The sequence below is a fragment of the Pradoshia sp. TA40_28 genome (assembly GCF_059694525.1).
In genome coordinates, this window is sequence record NZ_JCATZO010000004.1 from 346,991 (window position 1) to 373,442 (window position 26,452).

Consider the following 26,452-nt stretch of genomic DNA (forward strand, 5'->3'; position numbering starts at 1 on the left):
ATTTTATTTTTATCTTAAATAAGTAGTGAATATATATTCTTCAAACAATGCTCAGCACTTTGGTTCTTTATAATAGTAATAGGTGATAATTGAGCGTTTAGCTTCACTAACCCTTCATCTCCCATTAAATCTAAGACATCTCTAATCTGCTTTTCACCCCATAAAAATGCTCTTCCAAAATATAAGGTATCAATAATTTCATTAATTGTGATTTCGGTTCTATCCCCCAATAATTCTTCCCATTTGTAAAATAATAAGTAGGAATAAACATACAAAAATTCTTTTCTTAATCGATGCGGTGTTAGTGCATATATTTTATCGTCAATTTTAATTAAATTTAAACTACCAAACGATAAATCACTCGTATAACAAGTTCTAAAAGGTGTTAGATTCACACTTGACTCGAATTTACGTTCAACAGACATTTGAATTTGATCATTATTAAAATTACCCATAACTTTCGGAAAAAAATCATTATATAAGTATGACCATAAAACTGCCGGAGAATATCTATCCACTAGAAATACATGCAATAACAATTTTGTTATATTTTCTACTAGGTATGGGTCTTCACACAAAATTGCTTTTCCAACAGCTGTTAACTCAACCTTATATTTACCAGATACTTTTTCATAAGTAATTAACTTCATGGCAGCCGCATAATAAATATGCGGCTCCACTTTTCCTGATGATTTACCAGTAGGAATAGAAGTCACCTCAGAAATTTCTTCCTTTGTTAAAAAATCTTTTTTAGATGAAGCTAATGACAAAATGCGAATAATTGATTCAGTTTCAGGTGCAAATGTTTGATGAAAGTTCAGATGAAATACATCTACCTCATGATTACTCATTCTTTATTTTTCCTTTCGTATAAAGGCGTCACGTCAATTACATGTTTAGATTTATGACCAAGACTCCCATCAGCTAATCTATTTCCTCCTACAACTATACATTGACCTTTAGCTAATTTAGCAAGTTTAGTAGCCCATATTTTCTGCTCCGCACTGTCTGGACTTAAGAAACTGGCGATATTCCTATTGTCTCCTTCTGGAGGTAAAAAGTGAACTTTTTGGCTAGCATTTTGGAATCTAGTAATAGCATCTTTTGTTATCGGATGTTGTAACGATTGTGTAGCAAATAAACCCGACCAGCCAAATTTTCGTCCTTCCGTTAAAATACGTGCACTCGGTGAATTTTCAGACTGATCTAAGTTTTGTGCTTCATCTAAGATAACTGGAAATGGCGTTTCAACGTTACCATGCGATATATTATAACTCCATATATCCCATAAAATGAACTCTGTTAATAATACTTGTGTAAAACGGTCAAAACCAGTTAACTGCACAATAAATACTTTACCGTTAGATTTAGGTATATCTTCCCAATCAAATAAGTTTTCTGTTGCGAAAGGTTTACGATCAATTAACGGATCAATTTTTGAAAGTACTGTTTTTGCGCTTCCTTTATCTAATAACTCTAGTTCACTTCTTAAATAATCTAGACTCATTTTTTCTCCATATTTTTGTAATCCGTTTAAAGTAGCTTTATAGATAGCATTTTTTTGTTGATCTCCTATACCATTCTTTTTATAAACTGAATAAAAAATACCTGCAACCCTTTCAGCTACGTCAATTTCTGATTCCAAATCAAATTCATCTTCGTCATACTCTTTATAGTTACGCTTAAATGGATTAATAGGAAAACCTGAACGTTGAACATTAAATTGAATAATTCTATCACCCATAGCTTCCTTAAAGTCATCATTTAGTTGGCTTTTCTTAAAACCGTCTGTATAGTCAAATATCAAGGTTGACACACCGTTATTTGCTAACTCTAATAATAAACATTGCATGAAGTATGTTTTCCCAACTCCAGAAGTACCAGTGATTAATAAATGTCTGTTTTCTAATTTCGGATGACCATACTCCCAATAAATTTCTCTATTAGTTCTTTGTTCTTTCCCTAATAAGATGCGAATTTCATTCAATGGTTTTACATAATCGTTATCTATATTATCATTTGATGGATCTAACTCTTTTCCAAACTTTTTATCATCTTTATTATCCAGATGATTCTCCTGTTCTTTTGAATCAATTTCCGATTGACCATCATTTTTTTTGTTCTCATCATCATTTATAGATTGACCTATTGAATTATTTTTTATTTCTTTAATAGTTTTACCAGGATTTGTTGGTTGTACATCATATGGTTTATCTTCGTATTCTACACTTTCCTTAATTGACAGTTCTTTTAAGTACTCTTTAAATGAGTTCTCATCGTCTACAAAGATTTCAAACTCTTCATTTAGTGCATTTTCGAATGTTACAGTTTCACGTTGTTCTTCTGGTAATAAACATTTTTGAATATATAACTGACCGTATGCACGGTGTTGTAATGTAATATCAGTACCTTTTAATATAGATTCCTGTACATTTATTTCTTCTGCATTATAGTCAAGCCAATAGGTCAATAAGGTTGTTTTCCACTCAATAATAAACTCACCGTTCAATATTTTAATTAAGTCACTATTTAACTTTTCACGACTTTGGTCATCATTTGTAAGGTACATTGGTGAAAAGGCAAGGAGTCTATATAATTGAGCAAACCAATAACGACGATCATGATCATTTGAGTCTTTTGAGAATTTTTTTGACAAAAATTCAAAACCGTTTTCTAACTGTCGAACTCCCTTTTCTATATGAGCTGGGTTCTCTTTACCCATTTTGCACTCTACTAAATTTGCTTTAATATGCAACTGCTCTCCTTCATTTCTGACGATTTCTAACTCTAATAAATCTGGTCGATTCGGTTGATCTATAAACCAATGGTTATAAGAATCTAAAGATATAAAACTTTTTAATAAAGTCTCAACTCCAATATGCTCAACATTTAAGGATTGTACTGCGAATAAGGTAGCTAAATAACTATGAATCTCATAATCATATGGATTTAACGCTTTTAATATTTTTATTCCATCAAGTATAACTGAATTATCTAAACAATATTCGGATCCTCTTGAATACATATTTGGATTCCAAGAAGGGAATAATTTACGAAGTCTTGATTCTAAACGGTTTTTGATATCTTCTTTCATATCTTTTGAAGCAGAGATAGCAACGTTTAATTCACCATAAACACCTTCGCCAGTTGAAAAACTAATAATATTTTCTTTATTAAAGAGCTGTTTATCTAAACCAGTATCTATACTAACAACCCATCTCGATTTTTTATGTAGCATTTCTAAAATATGATCCATACCTTTTTGTACTGTTAGTACTTTCTCAACACGATAAAACTCATTTTCTTTTGCAAAGTCATTTTCAGACCAAAACACAAGTTGAGAGTGTGCAAATGACGCTTCGAATTGCAATTGACTAATTGAAACTCTTCTTTCATAAAAGTCATTCGGAGCTGGAATAGGATTAAATACCATCGGAAATTTCATTTCTGAAGGTGCAATCTTTTTTCCTCTATTAATTTGATATTTAATGTCGCTTGTATATAGTAATCCATCAACAAAAGCTAAATCATAAGAATTATATTGTAATTGTTCTTTTAGCTTATCTACTTCTAACGGATTATACGTATTAAAACGTAAATTTAATCTAATGTTATCATCTACACTAAACGTATCATCTAACCACATTTTCACATAGTTTTGCGCTTTATAATTTACTTTAGGAGTTAAAATATCAATATTTAATGCGATTTTCCCACTATATTTTTGTTGTTCTTTAATATAGTGTCTTATCCCTTCAATAACTGGATATAAATGTTCAAAGTTAACAAAACATAAGGATAATGAATCTATACTTGAAGGGAATGTTTTTATATATTCTTTAATATGTGCATCAATAATAATAGTCTTAGAATAATTAGATTCCCTCTCTTCTGTAATATCCAATTCATCCATTACACCCTTTTCTATGAGGTATGAACTATCGATAATTTGAGCTCTCGTAGATTCACCATGCAGGGCGTAATAACCTAGCACATGAGAAGGTGCATGATGTATATTTTTCACAGTAATAAGTGTATCTACACCTGATAAAATTTCCGATTTATTTCTATAACGATTAAATTTATCAACAAACATCTTAACATCATTTGTATTATTATTTATAATTTCTTCTAAAACCAAGTAAAGTCCTCGGCGAATAAATGATTGCTGTGCTTCATATTTTTCAAGCATTGCAGGATGGTAAGGAGGGATAATAGCTCCTTGAATTTCCCTATTTAAGGATTCAAAGTCTTCCTCTTCAAGAATAGCGAATAAATTGGATATTAAATAGAAATGCTCTTTTTCATATTGTGGATATGAATTATAAGATTGCCATAATTCATTATAAACCGCTGTATACGTACCAATTAAATCAACAGTATCCATTGATTTATTAATGTTCATTGCACTATAAATACCTTTTTCACTCACCGTATTAATAAACTTCATAAATGGCTTTACTAATCGATACAACTTATATACAACGTTATTTTCTTCTGAACCATTATTACTTGTTTTCTTAAATATATTTAAAGTATCACGTAAAAGAATCTCTGAGTTGTTAAGCTGAGAATGGAATGATGAAGAATCTGTACTAGTTAATAGATTACCAATATTTTTGCACGTGAAAACAGGCAACTTCATTACGTTATTATCTGAAAGTTCCGCTTTAAAATAAGGTATTAAATTAAACGATTGTAGCCAATAGTCATAAGGATTAAATAACCATTCGAATAGCCACCTATCACTAATACCAGAAATAGTTATTTCAAAATTAATTTTTGAAACCATACTTGATGATTTACTAAAGTCCAAATTTACAGATGCACTATCTTTTAAAGCAAAAGGATCTTCATTATCGCGATATTGTAATTCTACAATGTCTTGCATTTCAACATTTAGGTAATCAAGTAAACCACCTATTGCAATACACAACTCACTCCAACTGTTTTTTTGACCATTGTCAGCAAGTTTTACACTTGTTACATTCATAGTAAGCTTGTCTGAAGTATTTAATTCAATAGGTGAACTCGCTATTACTTCAATTAACATTTGTGAATAAGCTTGAATTGGATCACCTTTAATTTTTTTCGCTTTCTCTCTCTTACCTATTGTACTAGAAGTTTTAACACCTAGGATTTCTATAGTTATTGTTTGGTCAAACTGTGCTAATTTGGGCCGTAAACGATCCAAGTTTTCACCTTTAGCAAAATCTAAGATATCATTACAATACTTTTCATAAGAGCCGAATGAAGCCTGTATTGATACAAGGTATTCCTCAAATTTCCCATTTTCTCTAAACTTATCGAATTTTTCAAGGAGTTTCTTTTGTGAACTCCTACTTAAACCACCTTTATAAGCTTCACGTTTAATGAACTTCATGCCACTATCAAGCAACTTAAATGAATTACCTTTATAAAGCTCACTTAACAATTTACTGCTTACAGTCTTAATATTAGGAATTCCAAATTCATCCCATAAATTATTCAAAATGAAGTCGACAATTTCATCAACCTCATATAAACCTTTCTCTTGGACTATATCAGCTATATCACTAACCCTAATTAAATCTAAAGGTACATGTTTAAAAATACTCGAAAATAAATTATTAATAATCTTTACTGCGTAGTCATCATTTTGGTCAACAGTTTCAAACAGTTCTACAAATTTTTGATTATATTTTTCATTCATATCCTTCGGAGTAATCGAATAAAAATCTTCAAGACCACCTGTATCCTGTACACTTTCAGAAGCTAGTAATACAATAGATTGCTTTTCTGTACCGAACGCATTTCTTAGTTTCGTAAAACGTTGATTGTTACTGACAAATCCCAATTCTTTCAATTGCTTTATTATAGTGGGATATTCGTCTTTCCATGCTTCAACTTTTTCCTCTGAAAGCAGGACTTTTATACCTTTAAATTTTGAAACTAAATATACTGCTACCCCTAAATAAATTGCAGGATGCTTAAAATAATCTAATCGAATAAATGACGCATTAGTACTACTATTAATATTTTGTTCAATTAACTTATTTAGCTTGTTAATATAGGTTTTCATTATTATCACCCTTTAAACCGATTTTCTACGATTGATGTAGCATCAGATAAATTTTTCAAGAATCCACAGTTACTAAGTAGCTCAAGGAAAACATGTTCATTCTCGTTAAAATCATTTAAATAAGAGATGTCTCCAAAATGTAATTCCGCTTCTCTTGGACCAATAATAATGTTATAACGCTCATAACATTTTTCTAAGAACGTCGTAAACAATAGTCTTTCGCCTGGTTTAATTAAAGTTAAAACTAAAATTTTCACTAAGTTCTCGTTTAAAGTCATTCGCATATGTGTGCCAGTAGGGGGAATTACCAACCCAATATCTTTTGATAATTTCCTTACTAGTAGACTGGTGTCTTTTGCAGCATTTGTTATAGTATTCTTATTAGCAACATCACGATCTTCATCATAAACCCTGAAAATTGCTCTAAATAAGTTTTCCTCAAGCTGGTCATAGCTTTGAATTGCTTGTTTACGAATGGCACCTTGAGGATTCATAGTCAGATCAATTACCCAAGGTTGTTTTTTTTCAAGATTTAATACCATTCTTGAACGATGTGTCATCATTCGTATAATCTGAAGAGCAATTAACATACCTAGTAACTCAACTTTTTCAAAAGAATCCAGTTCACTGTTTAACAAATTTTGTAGCTCTTTCACAGTATAAGGAGCCACTTTTTCGTACTCTTTGGGAATAACTTCAATAGTTTTAACGATATAGTGAAAATCTTTTTTGATTTCCGGAGCATCAACCATACATTCCCAATTATTTTGGATGAGATTTGCTAATGTGCTTAACTGAGGAAGTGATGTAACCATACCTTTTAATTTTTTTGAAATTTCCTCTCTATACTTTGATTCTAATTGATTTAATCCTTGAAGAACATGCAAGTAATATATTTCTCCCCCGCGTGCCATAAACATATGCTGATTAAACTGGAATTTACGGTCAATCTCTAAAAAAGAGTCATTTACGTTTAAATTATCTGTTCTCGTTTTCTTATTTCCTATTGATTCTGTGAAAATTATTTCTGGAGCTAATGGTAGTAATGACTGCGCAAACCAAGAACGCTTGCCAATAATTGCATTGTAGCCGTAAAATAACTCCTGTATTACATCTAATGCGAAATCTTTGTCATAATTTGAACATTCTACACTTATAGAATGCTTCAAATTATTACGATGGTGTTTTAAGGCGTTACGATCTACCTCAAAACGTTTTTCTAAATCACTACGATTAAAAAATATATAACGCTTTAATCCCATACGAGGAGATGGATAATAATAAATCTGATTTGATTCATCCGTGGTTTCAATGAAACTAAAACCCTCAGTTTTTATTGTTTCATAATTCACTTCTCCTAAACTCTTTGGAGAGATAAAAACTAATAAAAACTCTAAAAGATATTCATACAAAGTTTGATCTTTATATATACGATGTCCATAAATTTGTATTTGGGGATTTTGTTTATCAATTTCATATCCGCTATATTTAGGAAAGAACTCTAATACCATGTTCATTTTCCTCCTAATTGAAATATAATTTCTTATTTTCTATATCTAACTCTATATCAATAATTTTCGGTCCTCTTAAAGTTTGAATCAGCAATTTTATTACCTCTTCATCATCAGTAAATTTATATTCTCTATATAGTTGAGCTTTTAATTTATATATTCCTTGCGACAACACAGGATTTAATTTTGTCGATAATGATCCATTCGCAATCTGATAAAAGTATTCTAACAAAGGTAACGATAGTATATATTCTTTAGATAGACGATCAAATTTTACTACAATTTGATAAACCGGATTCGTTGAAACAACACTTTCCTTTTCAATTGTATCAATTGATAAACTTTCATAATCGATTTTCCCTACCAATAAGTACACATTTTGATTGTTAAGACCGCTACGTTTTAACGGTAAATACAGTATACTACTTGAAGAAATATCGCCATTATCACCCATAATTAAAATTTGAAGTGCTTTAAAAACAATTTCTTTAAGTTGACGTTTTGCACGCACTCGCATTCCATTTGTACGATAATCTAAATATCTAACAAAAATCGGAGAGTATAAATCTCCGTATAATATTTCTTTTTGCTCATCCGTAATATCTGCAAATAACATTTGCATTCTTCGCATTGCCTTTCGAATTTTTACAGGTGTTTCTCCATATAATAAATGAGTAGTATCATAAATTTGGCGTTTAGTGTAATAGTTCCATATATCCTTTGCTATTGGTTGAACTTCATCTATTAAATTTGAAAAATCTTCTTTCACAAATAACTCTTGATCGAAAATTAACTTCTTTTCATCTAAATTTAAACTTTGAATTTCAGAAATAGATTTAATCTTTCTGGCATCGTTGTTAACTTCAATTCCTACATAACCAAAAAACAAATTACTAATATGATAATCAAACAAGATTCTTTGCTGATTAATAACATTAATATTTTGGCACTGAATATTTCCAGTAATGGAATATGATAAATGAGATAAAATTTGTCTAATAGTCAATCGTTTGTCGTTATCAGCTAACCAACGATAATAATTCATTGCAAATTGCTTAAAATGCTCTTGGTGCTGTTTCAATGTTTTATAGTTATTATGGATGGGACAGGCTTCCTTTAACTCACATGTATCTGACCCTTGCCAAAGCTCCTCCTCTAATAAATTATCAATAAGCTTAGACACTATCTCTGTGTTATCGATTAACGCCAGATTAACAACAAGTACAGAAATATCACCAACATTTCCTTCTACAAAGGAATTTTCATCCATTAATTTTAAGATATCCATTTCGATTTCACTTGCACTGAATTTTGATCCATAAAAGTATTTCTTCAGTGCATCTATTAAAGTACCTGTGTTAGAAACAATGATACAAGAACCTTCTTCTGAAACAGTTCTTAGCCCTTTTTTAATACTTCCTACCTGCTTATCTAAAATAAGCTCACTCATGTCCTTAACATAGTAAATTTTTTTATTGTTATAAGTGTTATCTACATAATCTTCTTCTTTTAATGGATCCCCCTCAGAAATAGCATTAAATTGTCGTAAAATTTGGTATAACAAACTAGTTTTGCCATCACCTGCATGACCGGTTAAAAATATAAATGTTGGTTTTTCTTTGATTTTATCTATCAAGAAATTTCCAACATTACTTTCTACTCTTATTTTTCCATAAAAAGAATTTATAAATTGAGATTCAGCAATAGCATTATCATTAGAACTATTAGCATTATTCATAGATTGTAAATAATTAATATAATCAGTATGCATTTTAACTCCCCTATTTAAGTTGGTATTTAAATACTTTTTGTCTTTATTAATAATTCAATATGCTACTTACTTGAGATACTCCATCTATATATTAAACTATTTTAATCGCAACAAATACTTAATAATATATTCAAAAGAAATTGATTATTAATTATATAGGCATTACGATCTACCTATTTCATATATAATTAAGGCTTTTTCAGTAGAAATTTGCTAAAAATGCTCCGTTGATAAAAAACTTAGATTTAGAAATGACTCCCTGGGTGATACAAAAAATATCAACTTGTTATATGTAAACGCTAAAATAAAAGTTGAACCTTCCGTAATAACCAGTGTTAATAGACTAGTGAACTTTGAATAAATAACTTAGTCCTTACCTACAAGATACGCAGGAAGAAAAGAAGACGCTATCTATATACATATTTAGATTATATTGAGATCTGTTTAGATAGGAATTGTGAATGGCTAAACATAACTATTTATATAAAAGAATCCATCAATAATTATTTGATGTAGATTATTAATTTAATTCCAAGAGTAAAACCAAGGGCAAGCTTTAATTTGAACATTATGTCATATGTTGGTTAGATAATCTTACAATTTCGAATGATAATCACACTTTTAGATATTATTCATAGATGAGTATCGCCATATAGTTTCGATTTTCCTTTATTATTCCCAGCTTATTGCATATTGTTATAACATACTCCGATAATTCTTCCTGAGATTACTTTACTTTTGCATTTTGCGGCACTTTAGATCAAGTTGAGTAATGGCATCGTTGCTCGCTTTCACAAGTGTATTATGGTTCTTATCGTATTATTTATTTTGGAATATAAACTTTAATCTGATTGTCTCCAGATAATACATTTCAAATAAAAGTGAATGCAGAGTGTATTCTAGTAATAAATCTCATTACTGTAAGTATTTATATATCCGTGTTTTAGATTAAGTATTTCTTCAACCTCTTTTACCAGCTCTTCACTTTCAATAAAGCGAGACCCCAAGATGACTCATCATTCTTATCAATCGATTAGGTCAATCGTACCCATAATTATTCCTGCTCCTACTAAGAGTTCCAATTGATAACTACACCTAGACAACCATATTCTTGAGTCCTCCACATAATAAGGACCACACTTCAGATTAGTTAATTATATTAATATAATTTACTTTATTCCCTATTTTAATATCAGGTAAACTATTTTAAATTGACAATTTCTCCTATATACCATTCGACAATAGGGATAATTTTTCCTTTCGCTATATAGAAAAAGACAACTTCTTTTACAGAAAGCTGTCTCTTCGACACTACCTAATATCATTTTATAGCTTTAGATGAATTTATATCGAATCTCTAGATTTCCTGCTAGCACCACGGCTGAAACAAGCCTATATACATTTAGCACAAAAAAAGAAACTTAAATATACTCAAAAGAGTCTATTCTAAAGAATCGCAATTTATAGATCCTTTTTTATCACAATAAAAGACTGTGTAAAAATCATAATTTACACAGTCTCAATTACCAAAATATTTATAGTATCAATCCAGAAACATTACCTGTTTGAATAATTTTTACGTCATCTATAACGTTTTGCTTAACATCTTCAATATCTGTTAACAGCATTCCTTGAATTTCAACAGGTTGACTATCAAGATAGTGATGATTATGTTTGGCGAATGCCATATAATCAAGGAGTTCCTTTAATCCTAACATCGCATAGTCTACATTTCTTGTGTGTTTAACTTCACCAATAATCAACTTAGCCAGTTCTCCTGTTGCTTGGCTATATACTTCGATTAATACATCCGGACGTCCGCTCCAAAAAAGAGTCGTATCTATTTTTCTTTCAAATACCAAGGCAGCAATTGAAGAAGCTTTTTTCATTGATTTAATCTTTCTTACCAGAAATGGATGCTCCACTGCTGCAACTTCTGTTGTTGGAACTTGAAACTTTATATTTCTTGATCCTTCTGAATCATGATAGATTTCATAGGTATACTCGCTATCCTGCCAGTTTGCAACAAGGTTTTGCCTTCCATCAATTAGCTGAAGTTTAGCATGTTGACTGTTCTGATTAATAATTTGAATGACCCAGTACAATTCATATAGAACTTCTTCTTTATCCGGTAATATAAATGTTTGTTGGAATAAATGGATTAACTCATCCTCATTCAGATCGTTTGAAAGAATTCGTCGGTATAGTAATAACAGATTAGCTGCATCTCGGTATAATGGATTACGATGTTTTGTCGTCTCAAGTATCATCCGATCCGTAACTGGCTCGGATAAATGAACCTTTGATAAATAAATATTCTTACTGTATATTTGCTCAACTATTAATTTTAATTCCGCCCACTCATTAAACCATTCGTATTTTTCAAGCTTATCCATCTTAAAAGTTTTAAATAGCAATACATATAGAGAATGTAACAGCTCTTTTAATACAAGGTTTTCCTTAATATTATAAAAGCGAGATCTCTCATTGCATGAATAGATAAGCTTGGTACTCTCTTTTGCCCTTTCCTGAAAGGTCTTCCCCCAGTTGATTTGCCCTCGAATTTGCCCAATGTATACTTCGTTTTCTACATTAGTAGATGTTTTAAACCGACGTATAGTAGTTGGTAAATTTCTTACAAAAGACTTTACTTCTTCTTTTAACAAAAAATGTACTTTGAGCAACTGTTCTAAATTAGCAATATTCAGGTCTGTTTTTTGAATAAAGGAATTCAGTCCCACTTTTCCAGATTTTAAATAAACGATTAAAAAATCACTTATTTCTTCAATCAGTTTTTGTTTTTCTACTTTCATGGCTATTCCTTAATATGAAAGAAATCATATGCGAAATCTTTCATTCGAACCATATCTATTTCTGGGATGGGGTTCATTCTTTCAATAAACGATTTAATTTCATGTTCAAACAAACCTTCCAATTGCGGAAGTACATACAAGATTATGGCAGAGGTAAAATCAGCATCATTCACTGTGAATTTGGCGATATCTTCAATGATAGCTGGTCCTATTTGACGATATTGATTAATTTCCTTCCATATATCAGCCAATATATGCACATGTTTGTAGTCATGAATATCCCAAAGTGGCAAATAATATTCAACTAACTCATGATTAATTTGTTTTGGAACTGGAACCGGAATGAATGCAAAACGCCTCATAAAAGCATAGCTCATTTCATAGAGTGAAGCTTTATCATACGTATTTAATGTACCTATTAAGCGCCAATCGTTCGGGATAATATATTCTTGGTCACTAGGTATAACATTTTCCACTTCTTTCTGTGGGCGTACAACAATCTGTTTACCTTCATCCGTTTGAAAATTTAGCGTAACCGGATCTCCTGTCAACGCTGAGAATAAAGCCCCAAATGCTTTATCAATATCAGCGCGATTCATTTCATCGACTATCACCCATTTATTTAACGGTTTATTAATAATAGGTTCTTTAAAACTATTTAAGAAAATTCCTGGTTGAAAGGAAAGCGTACCATCACTATTGGGTTTATATCCCCCAATGGTTTCATAAGTAGACCAGTCAGATGTAGCAGTTACCATCGTATAATCAGCAGCAAAACTTCTGCATATTTCCTTCGCAAGCTTGGATTTACCTGTTCCAGGAGGGCCAGTTAACAGAATATTTTTTCCCGTAGATAAAGCTGTATGGATTTGCTTTTTCATCAACTCTAATTCCTCGAAATACAACCCATCTATAGAAATCGTTTTATTAAAATCTATAACCGGTATATCTACTGTAGGTGGAGTCGATTCAGCTTTGTTTTCCATCAAAAGAAGATCTTCAAACTCCTCTTTAGTCATCTCAAACAAGCTTCCCTGTGCTCTATTTGCCACTGGCGAACTATCTTTTAGCGATTCCTTATTGACGATTTGTTCCCATGGTATGGGCTTGATATCCTTTTCGTAACGGAAACTAACTGCCTGTACTTCCTCTTCATCTTCAATTTCTACATGCAATCCCTGAGTAACTATTCCCTCTGCCACTACACTTTTAATTGGGGTGGATTCATAAAAAAGAACTTTATCACCGGGTTGTGCTTTCATAAAGGCATCATATATTCTGCGTTTATTACCATTCTCATTAATTGCAGTATAATAAACATCCCCTCCATCTTTGATCTCATTTACGGACCAAATGGAAGGATTTGCCGTCAGCCAGAAGTACTGAATGTCTTCCTTTTTCTCTTCGACATTCCCCTTTAAAAATGCATCCATAACAACTAAAAATTTATCTTTCATTTTTTGAAAGGTGAAATGTTCAGCATCTTCAACAGAATCAAGAACTCTTATTCCTACACTTTCATGATTTGATCCATAAACTAGTCCATAGCTTATGGTTGATTCCTTTATTGACAGAAATAACTGTGCCGCATCCTTATGGTTTAATTTATTGTCAGGATATACAGCAAGCCAACATTCAGTCGTACCAAAATTTTGATTCCAACTAAAATCATTTAGGGTTTCATCACTAAAACTCATACCCTGAAATTCTTCAATTTCCCTTATGCTGGTGTGTATCTTTCTCAACTGGTCATTAATTCTTGATTTAATAGAAGGAAAATAGATTTGAAACAAAATACGGAAATTATTCCACGAATGAATAATGTTCGTTTCATATTCATTATTGATTTCTATCTTCAACCTTTCCAGTTCCTCAATATCTAGATTACCGTCTTGTAAGATTTGCCCCAATAAAAGATAGCGAATCTTATTGACCTTATCCTTATTCTTATAATAAGAGTACCGCTCTTCCAATTGCTTTTTCGGCAACTCATTTTTTATAAAAGTAAGGAATTCTTCATCGTTCTGCGAAAAATCATATAATTGCTTTGCGTATCCCTGAATATATTCCACTGCCACTTCCGTTATTAGAGACGGATATTTATTCACACAATACAGTAAATCCTGAACATCTAACATAGTCCATTCCAATCCCTGATCAATAGCATACTCAAGAATTATGGAACATATATCATTGAAAAGTTGATAGTTCTTCCCTGGGGAACCCAGTTTTTCTTCTATCTGAAAGGTTTTTTTCACTTTTTGCAAAATTTCTTCCTTGTAAATCGGGTATTTTTCATAATCATAAGCAGCAAGCATATAGGCAAGGAGGGGCGCCCCCATATTTTTCTCATACTCCTTAGCCGTAAGATGAAATCGATCTACACGCTCACCAACACCGCTTGTGCCTGAATATAATTTTTGGATTTCACCCGCACAAAGTGACGGAGCTTCTTCATAAAATCCACTCAAATTATCGACAGCACTCCAATGTGCAAAAGTTCCTTTAGTAGGATTCTTTGTTTTTATCAGGGTTATATAATCATCCATTTGCCCTTCGCTAAAATCCATATTCTCAATACTTTCTTTCAATTCTTGTAAAATATCGAATTTATATTTCTCATCATATTCTTCATTATTCCTGAAAGTAAGATAACGTTTAATAGCTATGTCGATATACAGATCATTAAGTATAAGATATTGTAGTTTTTCTCGTTCCAATTGTTAACCACCCTCACTGATCTATGTTGTTTTTTTCATTATGCATATACTAATTGTTAAATTAGAGAACTAGTGATGGCTTCTCTACAACAGATTAAAAATTCAGTCATTTTTTTGCTATTCTATCCACTTCTATTATAAAAAATAAGTAAGCTATTTCTTCAAAGTATTTATTGTAGTAAATATTATTTGTATATCTTATTTTTAAATACCCCAAAAACCATAAAACATACACTTTCCAAGTCATGATGCCTATTAATTAGGATTAAACAATAAAAAATAGAACCTCAGAATAAAGGTTCTATTTTTTTAAACTCAATGTTAAGCAAATCGGCAGATAAACAGGCGTCAAAATTGAAACCAAAAAATCCAAGAAAATGAAAATCAAGATTCAAAAAATGGCTAGAGATTTTGAAGGCAATATCTCAAGAAAGTTCTGGAAACCTTAAAAATTTTAATGGCTCACGAGATATTTTCGTGACAGTTTAGTTAAATAACTGATCTATTAGCTAATATCTAATTGAAAAAAGTGTTAATCTCCACTAGCAGAATTAACACTTTTATAGTTTCGAAGCATGTAAATCTTAACTTAAGATTTGGTTTCATATGGATTTTATTATTTGAATAAAAGTAATTATTCAACACCGAATCCAAATAGTTATTTCAATCGTTTTACATTCAATAACTCTTCAATCGGCATTTCGTAAGCACGATTTCCTAATTCTTTTTTTAGCGCTTCATTGGCATCATATTCTTCCGCTGTAAATGAATCTTCACGGCCTTTTTTCAAATAGTCATAGAAAATAGGGGGTAAAAAGTCTTCTTTTAAAGACACTTCCACAGATTCTCCATTTTGTCTTGTGAAAATATAGGCATAGCTGGTCGGGCGATAGGGATCGTATTGCGCTACCGGGTAGTTCACATCAACTTTATATACCCCTCTCGTTTTACATCGCGTTACAAATTCGAATACATCACGGAACCCAGGTCCCGCATGCCCCGATTGTACGGAAATGTCTTCACGATTCGGAATTTCGTTTCCGAATAATTCCTGGAAAGCTGCTTCCACTACACGGAACCCAACCCCTAACGCCATATAAGCTGCATAACCATGATACTTTTTAATATCATCAAAAGAGATTTCGATTAAATCACTTCGATCATAGATTTTAATTGTACGCATATTCAGTCTCCTATTCTAAGTTGTACTAGCAAGCTAATTATAGTTAATTTAGAAAAATCACACAAATTATAAGCAGATCTTTCCCCTCACCGCAATTATCGGAATAAATAAGTCTAATATATATAGAGAAAGACAGCTTCTTTTCATAAGAAACTGTCTAGATTTAATCCATTAATTAATCGACCTATGCCATTTTGATTATAGAGATTATTTCTGGTCCATCTTTCGGAAATACTTTGCTGGTAAAGAAGCATGCATTACCTGCATAAGGAAGGCTTTGTCCATAAAAATTATGTTTAAATAATCGCCAGCTTGTCCCTATCCATTTTTGAATAAAACAATATATTATTGTGAGGTGATTAAAATAATGGTGAAAATTTATATCGATCCAGGTCATGGCGGTACAGACACAGGTGCAGCTGGATTTGGATTGATGGAAAAAATTCTAACTTTGCAGCTTGCTACGCGGATTAAAAATATTCTTACTTCAGAATACAATAACGTAACAATCAAAATGAGCCGTACAGTAGATTCTACTCGTTCATTATCCCAACGGACCAATGAGGCTAATTCATGGGGAGCATCTTTTTATCTTTCTGTTCATATCAATGCCGGCGGTGGGACAGGCTATGAGGACTATGTTTATCCAGGAGCAGGTAGTACAACAAAATCTTATCAATCTACTATTCACGCGGAAATCATGAAACTAGTTGATCTTAAAGACCGTGGAAAGAAAACTGCAGACTTCCATATACTACGTGAATCAAACATGCCTGCGTTTTTATCTGAAAACGGGTTTATTGATAATGCTGCAGATGCCAATAAATTAAAATCAGCATCCTTTATTGAATCCTTAGCCAGAGGTCATGTAAATGGAATTGCAAAGAGTTTCAAACTTACAAAGAAAAGTACTCCGGTTTATCATACAGTCGTAAGGGATGATACTGTGTATTCGTTAAGCCGAACATTCGGAAGTAGCGTACAACAAATCAAAAATTGGAATGGATTAGACAGCGATTACACAATCGTAGTCGGTCAATCCTTGAGAGTAAAATAATTTCAAAATAACCCTGCCGATTATTTGGGTAGGGTTATTTTTTGTATGAATGAACAAATATCACTTCCAAATATAACGGAGTAAATTGATTTTAAAAGCTTTCTAACATCATAATAAATTCTTTTCAAAAAGTATAAAACGTCTGTAGCGATTACATACCTTCCTTTTAAGTACCCCCACCGGCTTTGTTTCGGTGCCCCTCAATGTCCAGATAAAGCACCCGAAACCAGGTCTTCTATTCATTTTCGGTATTCCACATAGTATACTTGATCAATCATTTCTAGCTTCTGTCCGCGATAGCCCTGTGCGAGAAGTTTTTGTTGACCTTTCGTATCAGCCATTTGGCATACTACCGGTTCTCCTTCTCTTTTATTGGCGCTTCCGAGCTGCTTAAAGAAGATATAACGTAAATTCCCTCCATACTTAGGCTTCAATGCAACTATTTCCATTCCTTGAGCAAACTTGTCCTTTAGACTCGGGATGTTAAATGGAGCAACTGTCGAACATACATATTTATAGGGGTGTCCACTGCGTGCCAGTTCATCCATGATCCATGTTGCCATTCGCCGCTGAAGGCTGAACCCACGCCATTCCGGGTCAACATTGCTAATGTCTTGATAAATAACAAAATCCAATTCGCTCTCTGGCAGGCCTGCATCGATTCCCAAATGGTCCTCCCGTGTCTCCGGCACAACTAAAGCGCGGAATGAAATCAATTCCATCTCCACAAAAACACCGATTAATAGACCATTTCCATTCGTTATGTAACGGAACTCCTCTTCTGAAAGAGGCTGAAGGCTCGTGGGATCATCTAAATGCCTTACCACTTTATTCTGCAAACTTAACACTTGAGGGATATCAGTTTCTGTTAATCGGCGAACAACATAAGCTTGTCCATTGGGAAACATACCTTGATCGATCATCTAAAGTCTCTCCTCTCATTGAAACCCTATATGCAATGCTCTAAACTATTTTATCAAGAAAATTTAAACAATATCCCATTTTACCTATTTTTATTAAAAAGTGTATTTCTTTTTATTTTTAAATAGCATCCCAGATAAACTAGAAATATGTTAATAGGATAGAAAGGCAAACAGCGTCCTTTTGCCATGGCATAAAGCTAATTCTTGTTTCCTTTTCAATAATCCCTCGTAAAACAAACATTCATCTTCTCTGACGAAGCAAAAAAAAAGCATTTACCCTCATCACATTTTCATGTAATGAACGTAAATGCACAATATCATAATTTTTCATCAAGTAGAGGGACATTCAGTTTGCTAAATCGCATAATTTGATAGGCATAAAATACGCCAACAGCTGCTGTTGCTGATAATCCAATAATCATGGATAAATCATAATCCAACCCGAACCCTTCCGGTGCGACCATCAAATAAGTAAAGACGACTGCTGTCATAAACAATGCCGGTAATCCTGAGATCCAATGCAACTTCGCTTCTTTTAACAAATATGAGGTTGCTACCCATAACATGACAGTCGCTACCATTTGGTTTGTCATCCCGACATAGCGCCATAAAAATTGATAATCAATAGTTGAAAGGTAAAATGCCGGAACCGTGACTGCAACAGTTGCCAGAACGGCCACTGTTTTTGGATTGCCTTTTACACGGGATCCGAGGAAATCAAGTACAATCATACGTGCTGACCGTAGAGAAGTGTCTCCCGTCGTGATGGGAAGGATAATCACGCTCAGCACAGCCAATAATCCACCGACAGTTCCCAAGAGTCCAATCGAAATCTCATCAACAACGCCACCTGGACCAACAGATGCCATAACTTCTCCCAGTCCTCCGGTCCCTCCGTAGAAACTCATCCCAGCTGCACACCAGATTAAAGCAATGATCCCTTCACCGATCATCGCTCCATAAAATACTTTCCGACCTTCTGTTTCTTTTTTCAAGGTACGAGAGATAATCGGACTTTGTGTGGAGTGGAAGCCCGAAATGGCACCACAAGAGATTGTCACCATCAATAACGGCCATACCGGTAATTCAGTGGGATGCAGATTGGCAAATGACAATTCAGGCATTTTAATATCTGAAGTTATTAACGATATTAAAACGGCACCAGCCATAATTAATAATACCGCACCGAATAATGGATAGATTCGACCGATAATTTTATTGATCGGTAAAATTGCTGCTAAAAAGAAATATATAAAAATAATGATTACCGCAACCATGAATGTTATGCCTGTTTTAGCTGCAATAACAGCTGCAGGACCTGCCGTGAATGCAGCCGCCACTAAAATCATTAAAACGACTGAAACAATGTCTGTAAATACACGCATGACTTTTCCTAAATATTTTTGTACCAGGGTGGGGAACTGCGCCCCTCCATGACGAACAGAAAGCATTCCCGCAAAATAGTCATGGACCGCACCCGCAAAAATACATCCAAGAACAATCCAAACCATCGCTACTGGACCATATAAAGCGCCTGTGATAGCTCCATAAATCGGGCCAAGTCCAGCAATATTCAATAACTGAATAGTCCAGCCCTTCCAAGCCGGCATTGGAACATAATCCATATTGTCTGCTTTCGTATAGGCCGGTGTCGGTGTCTGATCATTCACAACAAACACCTTTTCTACAAACTTACCATAAACCATATAAGCCACTATTAATAGAACAATTGAACCTATGAGTGTAAACATGCAGACCCTCCCAAATAACGTTTTATTTACCAGATAATCCGAATTATATACTAGATATTTTGATTCTACAATTACTTTTCTGAATATTATTTATATTTAGAAAAATTTCTCTTAATTTTTAAAAATGTTTTCGTATCACTTGTTGCTTTAGGTAGACAGGTAACGATTATCCATCTATGTACCTAAAAATTGCATTCACCTATCACTCTCTTACAAAAACAAATTCTTCTATTTTAGATATTTTATGTTTAACACTATTTTTGTAGGGAAAATGATTTTTTGAGGACTTTTTTCCCTTCAGATCCAGTGGTATAATAGTTCCTCAAATAATGAACACACATCTATGAATGGAGGAGACATGAAGAATATTTTTAAAATCGCCAGTGCATTTATGGGAATTATCATAGGTGCCGGGTTTGCTTCAGGGCAAGAAATTTTACAGTATTTTAGCAGTTTCGGTATGAAAGGAACGATTGGAGCCATCCTTTCCATCCTATTGTTTGGATATTTGGGAATGGTTTTAACGAAGCTGGGCAGCCGGCTTCAGACAGACTCACATAAGGAAGTTATCTATAAAATCAGTGGGCGTTACCTCGGCGTTTTCATCGATTCTATCCTCATATTTATCCTTTTTGGAATTGGCGTTGTCATGATTTCAGGTTCAGGATCTATTTTCACTCAGCAATTTGGATTGCCAAGTTACGTCGGCATCATCCTCATGACCGTTCTCATTTTACTCACAATCCTATCCAACGTAGACCGGGTTGTAAAAGTAATCGCTATGATAACTCCTTTTCTCATATTGGGAGTGGTTGTATTATTTATACATAGTATGATGACCATGGATTTTTCTTTCATGGAATTGGATTCCCTAGCGAACGAACAGCCTTCTGCTACCAACCATTGGCTGACTTCTCTCATTAATTATGTTTCACTTGCGATTGCGATGGGCGCATCCATGAGCTTGGTAATGGGCGGAGATGAACCCAATGAGAAAATAGCTTCAATTGGAGGACTGGCGGGAGGTATAGGTGTAGGAATCTTAATTGTCTTACATCATCTAGCCATCTTTGCAAAAGTCGATTTGGTAGGGCACTTGGATATGCCTTCTTTAGGATTGGCTAATCAACTATCTCCGTTATTTGGAATTCTCTATTCGATCATTCTGTTCGGCATGATTTTTAATTCGGCTGTCAGTATGTTCTTTTCGTTTGGGACACGCTTCTTTGCCCCTAAAACGAAAAAATACAATTGGTTCGTGATTGTCTCCGTACTCGTTGCATTTGGAGCAAGCTTCTTTGGATTCAAGCAGTTAGTATCCTTCTTCTACCCACTGTTTGGATACCTGGGTATGATTTTAATAGTTGTACTCATTATCGCTTCCATTAGAATGAAGCCTTTAAAGAAGCCTACAGATACTAGCAATCCACTATAAAAGAAACGGGATTCGTCAAATTTGATGAATCCCGTTTTTAATGCTATCCATAACTTTTGGAACATAAAATCCACCTTATGAAACCACTATATCCCCTCATGGCTTACTACACTGAACTAGTATAGTGTAGAAGTCAAAGCCTATCCTTCAGAGGAAAGGTATCTCTTACGATGCTTAAAATCGCCAAGCTATTCCTTCACTTCATCCATTTATAATGAGAAAGTAACCAGTTATAGAAATGGCGTAGAATCATTGCCAATATCTACCTATAATGAGGGTAGATCGTTAAGAACTATAACTATTGGGGGTGGAAAATTGAAAATCGAAATCCAGTTAGATGGGGAGTATGAAGAACCCAAAATCGTCATACATGCAAAGGAGATGACAGCTGAAATTTCAAATTTACTCGAGAAACTGTCAGGCGATGAAATTCATTCCTTGATAGGATATAAAGAAGATGAAATTGTTTTAATACGCCAGGACGATATCCTGCGCATCTACACAGAAGGGCCATATGTTTATGCACAAGTAACAAATGAGAAATTACGTTTGCGACAAAGAACATTTAGGAATATGAGGTGATGGATATGAAATCAATTATCGTAAGAAGTGCACTAGGATTTCCACTAGGCGTTTTTATCTCCACTTTTATAACTCTTTGCATTTCACTTGGCGTTGGGGATGGAACGTTTTATGCTGTGGTACCAAGCTTAATTGAGACCATGGGTTCAGAATTAAATGCTTATCTGTTGCAATTTATATTAAGCGGACTATTGGGAATCGCATTTGCTGCCGGCTCTCTCATTTTTGAACAAGATCATTGGAGCCTCATCAAACAAACAAGCTTACACTTTTGCTTAGTTACCGTAGCCATGTTTCCTGTCGCCTATTACTCGCATTGGATGCAACATTCCTTTAAAGGGTTCTTACTCTACTTCCTTATCTTCGTGGTCCTCTATTTAATCATCTGGATTAGTCAATATGTATTTTGGAGACGAAAAATCACTCGTTTGAATCATTCTTTAAATAAATCTTAACTTTCCGATTCCCCTTACTATTAACAAAAGGTATGGTTGTATCCCTATTAATTCCAATAAAAACAGCGCTGAACCTGATAAAGACTTAAATATCAAGTGTTCGATAAAGACCATCTATGAAGTTAGTAAAAAAGGTGACCTTATAACAAGGGTCACCTTTTTACGAAACAATATAGATGGGATGATTCTATAAAAATCGATTCTTACCGATTTACTGTTACCGTCGTAAAAACAATCTTGTCATGATGGTGTCTTGAGACTTTTTTTCATGCCGTCCGCCACAAAAGGTAATTATTTCCTGGAAAATATTCAAAAAAAGAATTTGGATATCTTTCGAAGTATTTAAGCAGACTTATCCTATTAAAGTCATTTTACCACGGAAATATGATATAACTCATACATGCAATGAATGCTAATGGTACGTTTAAAAATATGTATACATATTTTTTTTGCATGATAGATATACTGGTTGAAATAATAGCAATTAAAACAGCTAAAGGAATAGTGAATATAAATAGCTCAAGAAAATAAAGGTCAATATAAACTAGAGCCGTTATAATGGCTGTAATAAGTGTCCATACAGCTGGATTTTTAAACATAATTTAGCACCTACTTATATAACTTTTTATTATTTCAATATAATATTATACTAAAAATTTTACTTCAAGGGATCTTTTCATGCTAATCTATGCTATTTGGAGAATGAGTGAAAATTATCAAACCTATAAAAAATCCTGCATCTATACGTTGCAGGATTTTTTTTCATTTAGTTGCTTTCACCATGATTCTGTTGATAATTGTATACCGCTCCAATGAGATTGGCATCGTTTTTAAACTGGCAAATCTCGATATCGGGTACCATTTTCGCTATCTTTACCTTCTCTAGTATCTCCTTGAATTTGCACTGTAATTGTGGGATTAGATCTGGTTTCGCTGATATACCCCCACCAATAATAATTTTTTCAGGATCATAGCTGTACTGCAAATTATAGATTCCTTGTGCCAAGCTGTAATAGAGTTTTTCCGTTTCGTCAATTGCCACCTCATCACCCTGCTCCGCTAGTTCAAATACTTCCTTCCCATTGACTTCCCTGCTTGGCAGATTCATACGCGCAGCATATCGTTTGGCCATATGGACAGGGCTGGCTAACGTGCTAAAGGTCTGGTCTCGGTTTAAGAGCATATACCCAAACTCGCCCCCAAAAAGATGTTTCCCCTGATGAATCTTCCCATCGACAATGACCGAACCGCCTATACCAGAACCGACCACTACAAAAATAACATCCTTCAGCCCTTTTGCTGCGCCTTTCCATAATTCCGCCAGTGCTGCACAATTCGCATCATTTTCCATAGAAATAGGACAACCAAAAAGCTCTGTTAACTCAGGAGTAATCTCGAAGTCATGAAGGTAGGGAACCGCACTCGCACCTTCCACGATTCCTGTTTTTTGGTTAACCGCTCCTGGTGAACTGATGGCAACGCCGTTAATCTTATATTGTTCAGTAAATTTTTGCTTAATTTGCAGTAAAGAGGACTTCATTTCCTCCCAGGTAGATGGCGTAACCATTGATCCTTTTTCCACAATCTCTTCATCATACCAAACCCCATACTTTATAGCCGAACCGCCAATATCAAAAACAAGTAATGCCATAATTTCACATCCTGCTCTAAGAATAGTAAACTCGAAAAAACTTATCTTCTTCTTATACAAATTCGGTGCTCTATAATTGGTACTAATGCGCTATCTTATTACTGAGTATAGCTATCTTCCTTTTTACTGTACTTTTCAAATGCTTGAATCCATGTTTTTGCCATCAACATATTCCCGGCTGAATTTGTATGTACTCCGTCAATAGTTAGCTGGTAGCCGGTACTGGCCTGCAAGTATCGGATAAAGGCTTCATGAGTTGGAACATGAATGGCCTCATATTTGTCCGCCAGTTTTTTAACAATGCTGCTATAGGCCAGGAGCTTTTGATTCCCCTCTGATTCGATATCTTCTTCAATGATTGTCGGTTCCATTAAAATAATCACAGCCTTGGTCTTATCCTTTACCTGAGTCAATAAATCGGTATAAACTTCTTCAAATTGCTCAGGGTATACCTGTTCCATGTCCGGATGATCAACTTGGCGCCAAACATCATTAATCCCAATAGAAATCGACACATAGGAAGGATTTTCATCAAGGACATCATGCTGCCATCTGTTTGCTAAGTCTGTAATCCGGTTACCCCCGATTCCCCTGTTTAATATAGTAAACTCCTTCTCAGGATAGGAGGTAACTAAATAATCATGAATCAACCGTACATATCCTGTTCCAATATCTTCAGGATCTCCTTCTCGTCCCCATTCAGTAATGCTATCACCAATAAAGATCATTTTATGATTGTTATCCATCAACAAATCCTCCCTTATGCACTAATATAATCCAAAACAAATTCTGAGTATTACGCTTATTTTAAACTTTACTGAATTATTTGTATATATTGACAAATCATAGAAGGAGTACCATCTTATTTTAAATAATGAAATTTGTACATTCTTTAAATAGTACTGTCACAGTCGATCGTTAAACAAAGTTAAAGGATGAATCAATCCCTGTAACATACAATTTCTGGTTTGATTTCGTTCTACAAGGGAATTGTGTAATAGAACGATTTTTAAGGAGGAATAGAAATGCTAACGTTTTTACCTAGTAAAGATCCTTCCACCATTGCAGTAGAGATGTCTGGTAAATCTACTGAAGAAGATGCACGCAAATTAGATAAATTTATAAAAGAAAATTTATTGGACGGTAAAGAATTTAATTTATTGGCTGTCGTGGATAATGTCGATGGTGCCAGCCTTAAAGGTCTGGCTCAGGGAATTAAATTTGATACAAAACGAATAAATCAATTCAACAAGATTGCGATTGTAGCAGACAAAAGCTGGTCCACCATGATTGCAACTCTCAGCAATTTTGTACCTGGAATCAAAGCAAAGCATTTTGAAACCGGCAAGCTGGATGAGGCTTGGAATTGGATTCTCGATTATAAACAGAAAGACGACCCAACAAACGTTATCCTTTAATGTAGTTGTGGAATCCCCATTTAAGATGGGGTTTTTGTTTTTGTTCGGTTCATCAAATAATTTACTGTCAAACCTCACAATAGAATGATTTAGGTTTCGTATAAATAATAAAGTTGTTATAAAAGACCTATCCATCGCAAAGATATGATACGAATATAGACACGTGTATATCAAAACCATCAGACGATAAAATTTCCAAAAAAATCTATATATTATGGAACTATAATGATATAATCTTAATTATTAGACAAATAGATCATTTATTTGTTAATTTATAAGTGTAGGATAATATGCCTAATATTTGAAATTGGGCACTTAGGGGGAATACATCATGGCACGTTTAGAAGGAAAAGTTGCTATTATTACTGGGGCTGCACAAGGTATGGGTGCAACACATGCTCGTAAATTATTGGAAGAAGGCGCTAAAGTAGTTTTAACAGATCTTAATGAAGAAAAAGGTCAAGCATTAGCTGCAGAACTTGGAGAGAACGCTTTATTTGTAAAACAAAATGTTACAAGCGCTGACGACTGGAACAAAGTAGTTGAAGAAGCGGAAAAAGCATTCGGTAAAGTAGACGTATTGGTTAATAACGCCGGTATTACTATGGCAAAATCTATTTTACAAACGACTGAAGAAGAGTACCGCCGCATCGTTGATATTAACCAAGTTTCTGTATTCTTGGGAATGAAAACAGTTATTCCAGCTATGCAAAAAGCAGGCGGCGGATCGATTGTTAATATCTCCTCCATGAACGGTATCGTAGCCGGTGCCATCGGTTATACAGATACTAAATTTGCTGTACGCGGTATGACAAAAGCAGCGGCAATTGAATGTGCAAATTACGGAATTCGCGTTAACTCTGTACACCCAGGTGTTATTGCTACGCCAATGGTTGTACAAGAAGATACAAAAGCAGCGGTAGAGGAATTTGCTAAGCATATCCCTCTTAAACGTGTAGCTCAACCTGAAGAAGTTTCTAACTTAGTTCTTTACTTGGCATCTGATGAATCCAGCTACTCAACTGGTAGTGAGTTCATTATTGATGGCGGTTTAACAGCACAATAAACGTAACACCAAAAGCCAAAACCTTTTAAAGGTTTTGGCTTTTTTACATACTATC

At 33.8% G+C, this 26,452-nt stretch carries 18 protein-coding genes; 6 read left to right on the forward strand and 12 right to left on the reverse strand.

The genetic code is table 11. From position 1 onward, the window contains the following. Positions 1 to 14: 14 nt before the first annotated feature. From AC58NB_RS07665 to AC58NB_RS07695, 7 genes are all read right to left on the reverse strand, one after another. The gene (locus tag AC58NB_RS07665) at positions 15 to 851 is read right to left on the reverse strand and encodes a DUF4007 family protein (RefSeq protein ID WP_497426236.1); all 837 of its coding nucleotides are present in this window, start codon (positions 849 to 851) and stop codon (positions 15 to 17) included. Next, on the reverse strand, positions 848 to 6,061 hold the full coding sequence (locus tag AC58NB_RS07670; RefSeq protein WP_497426237.1) for an ATP-binding protein: 5,214 nt from the start codon (positions 6,059 to 6,061) through the stop codon (positions 848 to 850). The genes AC58NB_RS07665 and AC58NB_RS07670 overlap by 4 nt, the downstream gene beginning before the upstream one ends. Positions 6,062 to 6,066: 5 nt before the next feature. Beyond that, complete coding sequence (locus AC58NB_RS07675) at positions 6,067 to 7,572, reverse strand: hypothetical protein (protein WP_497426238.1); 1,506 nt, start codon at positions 7,570 to 7,572, stop codon at positions 6,067 to 6,069. A 13-nt stretch (positions 7,573 to 7,585) separates the two neighbouring features. Continuing rightward, positions 7,586 to 9,343, reverse strand: coding sequence for a hypothetical protein (locus AC58NB_RS07680; protein ID WP_497426239.1), 1,758 nt, complete (start codon positions 9,341 to 9,343; stop codon positions 7,586 to 7,588). A gap of 1,535 nt (positions 9,344 to 10,878) precedes the next feature. Further along, positions 10,879 to 12,156 (reverse strand): hypothetical protein, encoded by a 1,278-nt coding sequence (locus tag AC58NB_RS07685; RefSeq protein ID WP_497426240.1) that lies wholly within the window; start codon positions 12,154 to 12,156, stop codon positions 10,879 to 10,881. 2 nt (positions 12,157 to 12,158) lie between these two features. Continuing rightward, positions 12,159 to 14,876, reverse strand: a complete 2,718-nt coding sequence (locus AC58NB_RS07690) for an AAA family ATPase (protein ID WP_497426241.1) — start codon at positions 14,874 to 14,876, stop codon at positions 12,159 to 12,161. Between the two features lie 658 nt (positions 14,877 to 15,534). Next, a complete protein-coding gene (locus AC58NB_RS07695; protein WP_497426242.1) occupies positions 15,535 to 16,059 on the reverse strand; it encodes a hypothetical protein in 525 nt (174 codons plus the stop codon). A 367-nt stretch (positions 16,060 to 16,426) separates the two neighbouring features. On the opposite strand from AC58NB_RS07695, the gene AC58NB_RS07700 reads away from it, so the two are divergent. After that, positions 16,427 to 17,116, forward strand: coding sequence for an N-acetylmuramoyl-L-alanine amidase (locus AC58NB_RS07700; RefSeq protein WP_497426243.1), 690 nt, complete (start codon positions 16,427 to 16,429; stop codon positions 17,114 to 17,116). A gap of 239 nt (positions 17,117 to 17,355) precedes the next feature. Here AC58NB_RS07700 and AC58NB_RS07705 read toward each other — a convergent pair whose 3' ends face one another. Both AC58NB_RS07705 and AC58NB_RS07710 read right to left on the reverse strand, forming a co-directional pair. After that, the gene (locus tag AC58NB_RS07705) at positions 17,356 to 18,039 is read right to left on the reverse strand and encodes a GNAT family N-acetyltransferase (RefSeq protein ID WP_497426244.1); all 684 of its coding nucleotides are present in this window, start codon (positions 18,037 to 18,039) and stop codon (positions 17,356 to 17,358) included. 317 nt (positions 18,040 to 18,356) lie between these two features. Then, positions 18,357 to 19,790, reverse strand: a complete 1,434-nt coding sequence (locus AC58NB_RS07710; RefSeq protein ID WP_497426245.1) for a carbon starvation CstA family protein — start codon at positions 19,788 to 19,790, stop codon at positions 18,357 to 18,359. Positions 19,791 to 20,148: 358 nt separating this feature from the next. Here AC58NB_RS07710 and AC58NB_RS07715 point away from each other — a divergent pair, with 358 nt between their 5' ends. The 3 genes from AC58NB_RS07715 to AC58NB_RS07725 all read left to right on the forward strand — a co-directional run bounded on the left by AC58NB_RS07715 (position 20,149) and on the right by AC58NB_RS07725 (position 22,262). Further along, complete coding sequence (locus AC58NB_RS07715) at positions 20,149 to 21,225, forward strand: YkvI family membrane protein (protein WP_497426246.1); 1,077 nt, start codon at positions 20,149 to 20,151, stop codon at positions 21,223 to 21,225. Between the two features lie 315 nt (positions 21,226 to 21,540). Continuing rightward, positions 21,541 to 21,807 (forward strand): hypothetical protein, encoded by a 267-nt coding sequence (locus AC58NB_RS07720; RefSeq protein ID WP_497426247.1) that lies wholly within the window; start codon positions 21,541 to 21,543, stop codon positions 21,805 to 21,807. 5 nt (positions 21,808 to 21,812) lie between these two features. Beyond that, complete coding sequence (locus AC58NB_RS07725) at positions 21,813 to 22,262, forward strand: DUF3021 domain-containing protein (protein WP_497426248.1); 450 nt, start codon at positions 21,813 to 21,815, stop codon at positions 22,260 to 22,262. Positions 22,263 to 22,633: 371 nt separating this feature from the next. Here AC58NB_RS07725 and AC58NB_RS07730 read toward each other — a convergent pair whose 3' ends face one another. From AC58NB_RS07730 to AC58NB_RS07740, 3 genes are all read right to left on the reverse strand, one after another. Beyond that, entirely contained in the window at positions 22,634 to 22,861 is a 228-nt protein-coding gene (locus AC58NB_RS07730; protein WP_497426249.1) for a hypothetical protein, read from the reverse strand. Between the two features lie 167 nt (positions 22,862 to 23,028). Continuing rightward, the gene (locus AC58NB_RS07735; protein ID WP_497426250.1) at positions 23,029 to 23,913 is read right to left on the reverse strand and encodes an ROK family protein; all 885 of its coding nucleotides are present in this window, start codon (positions 23,911 to 23,913) and stop codon (positions 23,029 to 23,031) included. 98 nt (positions 23,914 to 24,011) lie between these two features. Then, on the reverse strand, positions 24,012 to 24,659 hold the full coding sequence (locus AC58NB_RS07740) for an SGNH/GDSL hydrolase family protein (RefSeq protein WP_497426251.1): 648 nt from the start codon (positions 24,657 to 24,659) through the stop codon (positions 24,012 to 24,014). A 279-nt stretch (positions 24,660 to 24,938) separates the two neighbouring features. On the opposite strand from AC58NB_RS07740, the gene AC58NB_RS07745 reads away from it, so the two are divergent. Both AC58NB_RS07745 and AC58NB_RS07750 read left to right on the forward strand, forming a co-directional pair. After that, a complete protein-coding gene (locus AC58NB_RS07745; protein WP_497426252.1) occupies positions 24,939 to 25,331 on the forward strand; it encodes a SpoIIAA family protein in 393 nt (130 codons plus the stop codon). A gap of 331 nt (positions 25,332 to 25,662) precedes the next feature. After that, a complete protein-coding gene (locus AC58NB_RS07750; protein WP_497426253.1) occupies positions 25,663 to 26,397 on the forward strand; it encodes a glucose 1-dehydrogenase in 735 nt (244 codons plus the stop codon). Positions 26,398 to 26,452: the final 55 nt, after the last annotated feature.